The sequence below is a fragment of the Rhodococcus sp. IEGM 1330 genome (assembly GCF_033142445.1).
Classification (GTDB): domain Bacteria; phylum Actinomycetota; class Actinomycetes; order Mycobacteriales; family Mycobacteriaceae; genus Rhodococcoides.
Window position 1 is genome coordinate 61473 of sequence record NZ_JAWLSB010000005.1, and the last position, 9930, is coordinate 71402.

The window sequence follows — 9930 nt, forward strand, 5'->3', positions numbered from 1 at the left end:
TAGTGGATTGTCTGTGGCGGCGGCGGGTCAGTGCCTTCGCAGCACCTGCATTGCAGGAAGGATCTGAGTGTAATGAGGGCCGAGCATTCGTGCGGTCATGTGTACGAGGCGGGCGTCCTGCCCGATTGTGACTTGCGACTTGCCCTTCCACGCTCCCGCGATGATCTTTCGAGCAGCATCTTCGGGTGCGGTTCGGGCTATACGGCTGTCGAAGAGCTCGGCAGTGCGGCCCTGGTCGACGCTTGGTGCCGACCGTGCTGTCCTGGCGATCGACGTCTTCAGCCCGCCGGGGATGACACACGTCGCGCGCGCGGTTCGTGATGACAGCCGCAACTCCTGGTTCAACGCCTCGGTGAAGCCTCGAACGGCAAATTTGGAAGAGTTGTATGCCGAGTAGCCCGGTGCGGACACAACCCCGAATGCAGATGAGACGTTTACAATTCGACCTCTGCGCGACTTCAGGATGTCTGGCAGAAATGCGCGAGAGCTATTCACCACACTCTCGAAGTTGGTTGCCATTACGAGATCGAAGTCCTTTGGGGGAGTGTCCACGACATCGCCGCTGTAGAGAACGCCTGCGACGTTGAAGACCGCATCAAGGTCACCGAGTTCATTACGAGAAGATGCGGCCCACGAGTTGATCTCGGCGCGGTTGGCAACGTCGACATGGGTCGCTCGTGCGATCTCGGTCGTCGCAACACATCGGGACTGTGTGTCCATCAGTGCGTCGTAGTTGTTGTCCGCGAGAGCAAGTGACCAGTTCTGGTTTGCGAGCTGCAAGGCGATTTCGCGGCCCACTCCCGAACCTGCGCCTGTAACCGCTGCTTTCCATTCCCCTGACATGTGACCGCGCCTCCCGCATCTCGCTACCCTCGGTAACTAGGCACCGTAACGAACTGCGGGCGGCCGCGCTAGCAACCAGATGGTCTGTACTCCAGATTGTATCCAGTCGCCGGATGCGATTTGTCCGGAGGCGCTCAAACGTGCGGTGAACCATATGCGTGAATGCGACTCGGGACCGTAAGTGTTGGCAACGCACTCTGCACGACGGTCGGTGTCGAGCAACGTCTGAAAGCAAATCCGGTGTTGCCGCGGTAAATTGGACACTCGGCACTATCGTTGCCGAACCGCCAGCTCAGCACATTTTGATGCTGCAGCCGTGTCGATGATCTGCGCTGCCCGTTTGGTGGCGGTCGAACCGAAGATCCCGCCCGCCGTCGCACAGTGGATCGCGAGCGCAGGGGAATCCTTCCGCTCCGAAGGAACCCACAAGACGTACGCATCCGCATGGAAGTGGTTTTGTAGGTGTGGAGCCTAGGTATCAGACACTGAACGGTGGTGTACGTGGCTACGAACAATCTTCGATGCCGTCAGAGCGGGCTATCGCCCCACTTCGCTCGCCTTCCGATGCAAGTGGTGCGGTCCGTCGAGGTCTAGGTGTACCTGAGCGCCGAGCTCGCGCAGCTTACGGACTTGGGGTGCTCCATCGTGTGGCGACAGGCTCCAACGTGTCAAGCTTCGGTCCTCAGTCGTTCGCCGCCTACATCAGTCCTGCGTGTGGCCAGGCACGATGTGCGCGTCCAGCACTGAGCGCGAGCTGGAACCCTCCCGCGAAAGTCAAAGTCTAATAATTTTTGAGGTTCGCTGGGTGTTGCCGGTTTCGCTGACTGAGCCTGCACAGGCTATGTCCTCTGCGGTTCGCGGGACTAACGTCAAAGTTCAACAAACTTTGAACTTGAGTGTACATTTATGTCAGAGTCAAACTCGAAGGAAATTTGACTTTCGTTGTACTATCGACGCCACGCCATGTCGAAACGTCAAAGTCCAGTGCGTTTTGGCTTTCGTTGGAACTTGAATGAGAGGCCATGAAGACACCTGCACCTCCACCAGCGTTCGCTGACCTGTTCTCAACGCTGCGCGGAGACATGGACCGGTTCATGACAGTCATGATGTCGGGGGAGGATCTCGATGACCGCGACTACCTGGATTGGGACAAGCTCCGCTACAAGACCCCGCCGGACGGCATGACCCACGAAGAATGGTGGTTTGCCCTCAAAATGAGGCGCAGGTCGATGCTTCGTCCAGTGCCCCTCAAGCGAATCGATGACTTGTCCTTGAGCTATGCACTGCCCGACGAACTGCTGCGGGCACTCGACGAGGTCTCCCAACGTGCCAGCGGTCAGATCGCACTACCCGACGAGGTGATGAATAAGACAACCCGTGACAGGTATGTCATTCAGTCGCTGGTTGAGGAAGCGATCAGTTCCAGTCAGTTGGAGGGTGCCTCGACCTCCCGAAAAGAAGCAAAACGGATGCTCGCTTACGGGGAGCCTCCAAAAAACCGGAGCCAGCAGATGATTCTTAACAACTATTGGGCAATGCAGCGCGTGCGGGAGATTCAGCATGAGCCGTTCACCCCAGAGCGGATATGCGAAATTCACCGCATAGTGACTGACAAGACTCTGGACAACCCCGAAAGCGCTGGAAGAATCCAAAACAATCCTGATCCGAATGATCGGGTCAAGATATTCGATGAAGAAGAGAACGTATTACATCGACCACCGCCGGTGGAGGAATTGCCAGCTAGAATTCAGGCACTATGCGATTTTGCCAATGGCGATTCCAAGACGGATCCTTACATCCCGCCGGTTGTGAGGGCTCTAGTAATCCACTTCATGATGGGATATGACCACTACTTCGAGGACGGAAACGGCCGGACCGCCAGGGCGTTGTTCTATTGGAGCATGCTCAAGCAGGGTTACTGGTTGACCGAACATCTAGCGATTTCAAGGATTCTCAAGCAGGCGCCATCGAAATACGCCAGGTCCTTCCTCTACACCGAGCAGGATGAGGGGGACTTAACGTACTTTCTGATCTACCACTTGCAAGTGATACAACGTGCGCTGGGGGAGCTTGACGAGTACTTGAATCGAAAAACGTTAGAATTGCAGCGAGCTCGCACATTGCTGGCTCGCGGCCCTGGCGGGTTCAATCACAGGCAAGCAGCCCTGCTTCAATCGGCAACCAGAGATCCGTCGAATTATTATACGGCGGAGTCGCACATGAACTACCATTCGGTGTCTAAGCAAACAGCAAGGAATGACTTGTATGACCTGGAGCAGCGGGGATTGCTGCATCGAACCAAGATTAGTCGGCAATTTGCCTGGGTTCCAGAAGAGGAATTGCTGAAGATACTTGAAGCCGAGTCGGTTTAAATGGTAGATAGGGGTGTGCATCTTCGAGGCCATGATGGAAGTCGAGGAGGTGGAACCCCAAACTTGCTCGCATCCCTTGCGTCTTGGCTCAGACTCGCACTGGTGCATGAAGTTTCATCTGGCGTCGGCGGGAGCAAGTCCGCACCGAATCTGGCCTCGTTGTGACGAACTCGGGCGGCACGGCCGCAGCATTTGGATTCAGCTACCAATACCTCGCGACCGCGACGTTCGTCCTGAACTGGCTCAACAGTGACGCTTGTATCGACGTCACCACAGCCGTCCTGGAAGTGGAGCCGCCGACCGGAGGCACCGACCCAGACGGCCCGGACGATGACATCGTGGACTTCGCACTTCATGTTGGGGGCGTCGAGCGGTTCCGTGTGCAGGTCAAAGCGTCCAAAGATCCGAGCGCTCGGACTTTGGCTCCCGCCGAGGCGCAGCGAGTGTTCGATCGTCTCAACGCGATCAGGCATGACGGGGAATCCGTGCTGCTGACCAATCGTCACCTCGGTCCCACAATGACTTCGGCATGCTCTGCACCGACAAAGAACGAACTCGGACTCCTCTTTTTCTGGCCTGGTGGTGCAGCCAGCAGTGGCCCCCGTGGCAGGCAGATCACGGTGTCGCACAACCGGGAGCTTGAGGCGTACTTCGAGAAATTGATCAGGAAAGTACGGCAGGACAAGGACCTGAGCCAGGGCGTTGTGTCGAGTCGAATGGTCGGTACGGTCCTCAGACACCTAATTTTCGACGCCGCAGCCGGGAACCGCGATCGGCAGATCTCCGGAAGAGAAATTCTCGACACGCTCACAATCCCCGACGCACGCATCGCGCACGCCGCAGGAGCCTTCGATTGGGGCAACGCGGAGTCTCAAGTACCGAACGTTCGCTCGTCGGTGCCTCGCCTCGACCTACTCGACAAAGTGGGAGCAGCCTTGGAGGTCGCCGATCGAACGCCTCCACTGGCGGTCCTTACCGGGCACACTGGCGTCGGCAAATCAACAATCGCCAGCGACTATTGCCACCTCAATCACAACCGGTACGAGACTGTTCTATGGCTCGACGCCCGCGACGAAGGGTTGTTACGAGCGCAGATCCGTGACTGGGCCGAAAGACTCACAGGACGTAGAGTAGACCCCTCGGCAAATCCCGCGGGCTTGATGGCGGCCGCACTTGCGTCGCATCGCGGCCCGTGGTTGCTCGTGTTCGACGGCGCGCTCGGACGGGGCCACATCGAGTCATTCATCCCCACAATTGGGCACGGATCAATCTTGGTCACAACGACGAACAGCACCGGATGGTGGCCAACTGCACGCATCTACGAGGTGACCTCATTCACGAGCGTTCAAGCCATTGAATGCTTCGCCGCCTACGCCGATATCCCGCCCCGGGAGATACCCGCAGTGGCAGGCGCCATCAATACGATCGTTGAGCGGCTTGGCAAGATACCTCTGGCCGTGAGTATGGCTGGGTTGTACTTCCGGAACGCTCAGAGCGATCTCGCAGAGCTCGTACCGAGCTATTTCCGCACGTTGGAGGCCCTCGACGACACTATTGCGATTCCGCCGGGCTTCGACCGTACCGCGTTCGCCGCCGTGTCGACGGCAGTGGAGCGCATCGGCGCTGGGACCGGCTCCCGTTACGTACGGAATGCTCGAATATTGGTCATGACGGCCTCGTTCGTTGCGCCGGAAATGATTCCGTTGAACCTGCTGATACCGGCCACCTCGGATCCCGTTCGAATCGACATGGCGGATCTGCCTCAACCCGCACGTGCTGACCCAGCGGTGTCCCGCGCGATCGTCACACTCCTCCGGACCCAAACGATTGCACACCGGACCGTCGGCGACGCCTCGTCAGGAGGAAACGATCTGAGTTCGGATTGCATTCAGATACACCCTTTGATTCACGAGATCGTCCGCACCAAGTACATAGCCGACGCGCCCGAGGGTGCGCTTATGAATGCAACGACCGCGTTGCTCGGCCACCTTATTCCCTGGCTTGGCGTGATGAGAACGTCGAGTTCGTTTCTGGCGCTCGAGCAGCTGCGAGTACACGCTGAGGCAGTCCTCTCGTACATCGAAGAGCTTGAACCTCTGAGCTACGTGGCAGCGCAACAGCGGAAGGTCTACCTCACGGCAAAGGCCGGAGTCATGGGGGAGGTAGCAGCCTGCTACGCCAACACCGCCCGGATGAGAAAGTCCAGCGAGCTACTACAGAAGCTGGTCGTCCTCTACCTCGGCGAGTTCCCGGGCGAGGAATGGGCGCAAGTCTTCGCTATGAAACACGCGGCGGACATGCTCAGCGATCTGTCATCTGCTTCCGTAGAGCCGCACAACCTGCACCAAGTTGCAGAAAAGACTTTGCCGATGATGCTGCATCTGGAGCAGCGGGGTACCGACAGCACGAAGGAGATGGTGTACTCGAACGTCCATCTAGCTCTTCAGTCCGTGACTCGCGAGCACCAATATCGGTCGTACACGGGGTTGGATCGGCTAGCGTCCGGATTTGGTGAGATCGCCGATCGGGACCCGAAGAAGGAGTCGCGGCCCGAGTGGTTGATGCGTCGGAACAATGGATTCATGGCTGCAGGAAACTACCAGGCAGTCTTGGATTCGCTGGACAGTCTACGTTCGGCCATCGGACTGGTGAATGACATGGTGACCTTGGACGCTCTGGAAGTGACCGCACTAATCAAGACTGGCCGACTGGACCGAGCATTCGAAAAGCTTGAGGTCTTCTTGGCCTTCGAGTTGGTTGCGAATCATGTCGCGCTGAGTTATCGAGACGGCCTCGGGAAAATTGCCGGCGCGTTGCGGCATGTCGAGAGCCCGGATGATCAGGAGCGGGCCGAGGAATACCTGATGCGAACGGTGGGTCGTTTCACGGCGGTCGAGCGAGAAATTCAAGCAGCCCAATCAGACCAATAACGCGCGATGCGCACATGCAAAAATCGGGTCTGGCGTGGTGGGTCAGGATGTGGGATTGCGAGCCTTGCGCTCAGATTTCGCTTACTCCTCAGGTCGGTGGTTCAACTCTTTCACTGGCGTACACCTCGATTGACGATAGTCCTCGTCGGTAGTCGGCTGTCGCGGACCGATGTCCTCAAGGATCTCGAGTCCTTTGCCCGTTGACGGGCCTTTCGCATCGACAGGCTCACACATCTCGGTTTTCGGCATGACGCAATGCTTCGATCAGCAGGAGCCTGCAGAACAGCCAACCGGTAATGAAACCTGCAGTTAACCCGGCGATTATGAGCGCGCCGACGAAAGCGGATGAACCCGATTGAGTGAACCCTCCCGGATTTGAGTATTGGCCCTGCGTACTGGCCGCAGAACCGGCCGAACCAGCCGGGGTCATGTTCGGATTCAAGTCCGCTGAAATCTGCTTCGTCAGGCTGCTGAAACCTTCTGCAATCGAGCGAAATTGGGTCAGGCCAATACCGATGATGATCGTAGTCAGCCAGTCGCTAACCTTTTCCAGATTTGTGTTTGCGAGGATCCGGGCGCGAATGCTGTCCGAGCGCTGTAAGTTCTGCGCATCCGACTGCTCGACACGCGGTATCCCGAAGATGAAACCTACGAGGCCTCCTGTGAGTTGAGCTGCGCAGTAAATAATGCTCATTACCGAGAATGCTGATCCCGCTGAGGAGTACAACGCGCAGAATACCAACCCAACCGAGAGGGAGAACGCGGTCCATGCGAGCAGTGCTGCGCTCATCGCCCCCACTGTCCCCGTGTACGGCGGGAGCACAGTCGACCAGAACCCTTTCCAGATACCGAGTGGCTTCGGACGACTCGACGGCCTAAAGGGCAGCGACGGTTCAGCCTTTTGGGCTTCGACCAGTGGACGGTCAGCGGGCTTCCGTCGAGGGCGTGGTGAGGGCGGACGGTGTAGGCCGGACCCAGGGAAGAACACCTGAGAATTCGTTTTCCTCATTTGGAGACCCTCCAGGGTGGAAATATGGCCCGATTCCCTAGCTCAATCAGAAAATGGTAGGACTCGGTGAGCATCCTCGAAGCCGAACGGGAAAATTGCGTTGCCGAACAGTTTTCAAGGGGGTAGCAAGAGTATTCTTTAGTGTATTTAGATAACTAATAGGATTCGGTATTCTACTAGCCCAGTCTCGTTGGGCGGATCCCTCCCTGGTCTCGATTGGCGACAGGCGGGTCAACTACCGAGGTGGGAGTGCGGAGAGATTTCGAGAGAAGGTCGGAAACACGGCAGGTCACTGTGACGGGTACTCCACCTGCAGCAAGGGCGAGGACCAAGCGGTATGGGTGAGGTCCTTAGCTTGCCGCGCGTGTATCGATGGAACACGGCTTGGTCAGGACGGTCTTGGGATGTTGATGAGCAGCGAGTCGTCGCTTCGCTCAAACGATGACTCCCCGGCCGTTGAGGTAACGAGGCACACATGACCATTGAGCGGAAAGACCCCGCCGCGCCGGTGTTTACGGCGGAAGTTCTTCCACTTCTTCCAAACGGAGGGGTCGGAAGTCATCACGGCGTCGACGGCCGTGACCCACCCAGGCTGCCGACATGCCATCGTTAAGGCAGCGGTGACGTCACCCGACACACCCGTTTCGGGTTTCTCTGCCGCCCACCCAGCTTCCTGACGGGTGTAGAACTCGTTCAACGCCTCGCATGAGTGCCCGATCAGAATGCTGGTGTTTTCGTCCGCTGAGTCCAGAATGCTGAGGCGAGACAGAAGGTAGGCACCGAGGGTGTCGGCTTCAGCCAAAGTACGGGCCCGCGCCGAGTGCATCTCGGCACGTCTGCGTGCATAGTGATGAAATGCCGACGGGTCCGTAAGGATGTCCGTTGTCATCAGCAGGTCCGTGAGGGACACCACCCATGTCGGCCGATTGACCCTGCCTGCGACTGTTAGGCCGCCAGAAGCAAACGGGTCGATCCGCTCGAAGGTCACAATGATCGCGGTGCCGCCGGCGACGTCAGGGAGCAACTCGACCGCCCGCCCGTTCTCCGTGGGTGCGAACGTGCGGCCGCGTTGATCGAGGATGTAGCTGAGAGCGCGATCGGTTTGGTCGAGCGCCTTGCTCAGGATGGTCTTGATTTTCGTGTCGACCCGGCTCGGGGCGCCCCGTCGCCCCGGTTCCGTCAGTGCGATCGCCTTCGCCTCGACGACCAGCGGCCACTCGGTGCAGACGAGGGAATCGATTTCACCGTGCGTACCAGCGGCTAGGTTGTAATGCTGCGTCGAGTACACGTTCGCCTGACCGAAAACCGTCCGAAGCGCGGAGGTAACAAGGCGTTCGTGCGCGTCCTGACGGTGCTTGAAGTATTTCTTTGGGTCATAGTTTTTGCGTGTTGTTTCCGCGGCGAGGCGGCGATGAATACCGGCTGATAACGCCCACGGGTCCGGAACGAGGTAGGTGAGATTGCCTAGTCTGATGCAGGGGTGCGTGCGTACCCGGTTCAGGTCACTGGGTGCCCGGAAAGCCGGTTGGCAGCCGTATTCGGTGGAGAAGAAATCCAACATCGCGGTGATTTGCTCTGCGTCGATTCCTGTACTCGCGGCGACGTCGGCGGGTTTCCACAGCGTGATTGCGTCGAACGCGTGACGCATCACCTGCTCCCCGTCACGATTGATCCCGCCGGCGTTCAGGGCTTCGGCCATTGCGTTAATCCCCGCCAAGTACATCTCGCCTATCGATCGGGTGTGCAATCGCGTACACCGGATCACATCCGCCGGATCGAAGCCGAGTGCGTTCATGTAATAATCTCGGTGTCTCCCAAATACCTCTGAGTCCACGCGTTCGAGATGAACTGCGTAGCCGGGCATCCGGTCTGTCTGGTACTCCAACTGCATTTGCTGCAGGAGAAGCTCGCGCTCCGTGTCGGAGTCGGCCTTTTCGATGGTTTGTGCAATCAAGCGCAGCTGCTCGGCTTCGAAGATGTCACTGATCAGTTGCGTCACGCGGTGCATGACGTCAGTTGGAGTGCCCGCGTCGCCAGTGTTAGTCATGGACAGTGCGACTCCGACTAGGTACTCGACTTTTGCCGCCCACGTCGACGTCGTGTTGCCGTCGGCGACGCTCTGCGTGCCTGTTGACCTGACCGTCATGGCAGGTACAACCACCGCATTAATGAGCTGGGTGATGTCTCGACCGACCATCAACCCGCGAAGTTCCTCGATCATGGCGGTCGAGTCAGTTGCCTGTTCGGATAACGCTCCTACTAGTTCGTTGAGGATTGCGTCGCGTTCGGGTCCAGGGGGCAGCGACGTTTGCACTGTCTCGGACCCGGAAGAGCTGGCGGTGACCTCGAATAGTGCATCGATGTTGAGGGAGCGGTTCTCTGGGAATCCACCGAGCCTGGCCATAGCATGATCGTAGGTGTTGCATGTGACAAACAGTCTTGTCGCCGCGGTCGTTGTGTATGCGCGTGCCGGTGCAATGTGGCAAGAATCTGAGCCTTACCTCCAGGTCGGCGAGTCTGCATCCGGCTTGGCCGTCCAACTTGGTTCTACTGCGTACCTATGTGGCAACCTGAGTGCGCAGTTCGCGGATCGGATTGTGTTCATCGGTGGGACAGCCCTGGCTCGAACGCATTTGGTCGACGGTCGTCTCAGTGAGGACATCGACCTGATCGCTGTCGGTTCGAGTCTGTGGTGAGGGCGTCGACCAGTCGCCCGGATGGCCGATTTCAACTATTGCACTACGAATGAGCTCGTCGTTGCTGCTGGAGCAAGAAC

The 9930-nt window shown here is 58.1% G+C and carries 5 protein-coding genes and 1 pseudogene; 3 read left to right on the plus strand and 3 right to left on the minus strand.

Features of this window, described 5'->3' with window-relative positions; translation table 11 throughout:
• Positions 1-27 precede the first annotated feature (27 nt).
• Positions 28-843, minus strand: coding sequence for an SDR family oxidoreductase (locus tag R4P57_RS13285; RefSeq protein WP_317803300.1), 816 nt, complete (start codon positions 841-843; stop codon positions 28-30).
• A gap of 1022 nt (positions 844-1865) precedes the next feature.
• Between R4P57_RS13285 and R4P57_RS13290 the strand changes: the two genes are divergently transcribed.
• A complete protein-coding gene (locus R4P57_RS13290) occupies positions 1866-3215 on the plus strand; it encodes a Fic family protein (RefSeq protein ID WP_317803301.1) in 1350 nt (449 codons plus the stop codon).
• Between the two features lie 161 nt (positions 3216-3376).
• Positions 3377-6145 carry a hypothetical protein gene (locus tag R4P57_RS13295; RefSeq protein WP_317803302.1) on the plus strand — a complete coding sequence of 923 codons (2769 nt, stop codon included), beginning with the start codon at positions 3377-3379 and terminating at the stop codon, positions 6143-6145.
• Positions 6146-6371: 226 nt separating this feature from the next.
• Here R4P57_RS13295 and R4P57_RS13300 read toward each other — a convergent pair whose 3' ends face one another.
• Positions 6372-6935, minus strand: a complete 564-nt coding sequence (locus R4P57_RS13300; RefSeq protein WP_317803303.1) for a hypothetical protein — start codon at positions 6933-6935, stop codon at positions 6372-6374.
• Between the two features lie 607 nt (positions 6936-7542).
• The gene (locus R4P57_RS13305) at positions 7543-9558 is read right to left on the minus strand and encodes a hypothetical protein (protein ID WP_317803304.1); all 2016 of its coding nucleotides are present in this window, start codon (positions 9556-9558) and stop codon (positions 7543-7545) included.
• Between the two features lie 166 nt (positions 9559-9724).
• Here R4P57_RS13305 and R4P57_RS26820 point away from each other — a divergent pair.
• Positions 9725-9838: pseudogene (locus tag R4P57_RS26820) on the plus strand (nucleotidyl transferase AbiEii/AbiGii toxin family protein); the annotation flags it as partial.
• Positions 9839-9930 lie beyond the last annotated feature (92 nt).

Excerpts from the sequence above, each read along its gene's own strand:
- R4P57_RS13285 (WP_317803300.1), bottom strand. The coding sequence starts at position 843 with ATGTCAGGGGAATGGAAAGCAGCGGTTACAGGCGCAGGTTCGGGAGTG.
- R4P57_RS13300 (WP_317803303.1), bottom strand. The coding sequence starts at position 6,935 with ATGAGCGCAGCACTGCTCGCATGGACCGCGTTCTCCCTCTCGGTTGGG.
- R4P57_RS13290 (WP_317803301.1), top strand. The coding sequence starts at position 1,866 with ATGAAGACACCTGCACCTCCACCAGCGTTCGCTGACCTGTTCTCAACG.
- R4P57_RS13305 (WP_317803304.1), bottom strand. The coding sequence starts at position 9,558 with ATGGCCAGGCTCGGTGGATTCCCAGAGAACCGCTCCCTCAACATCGAT.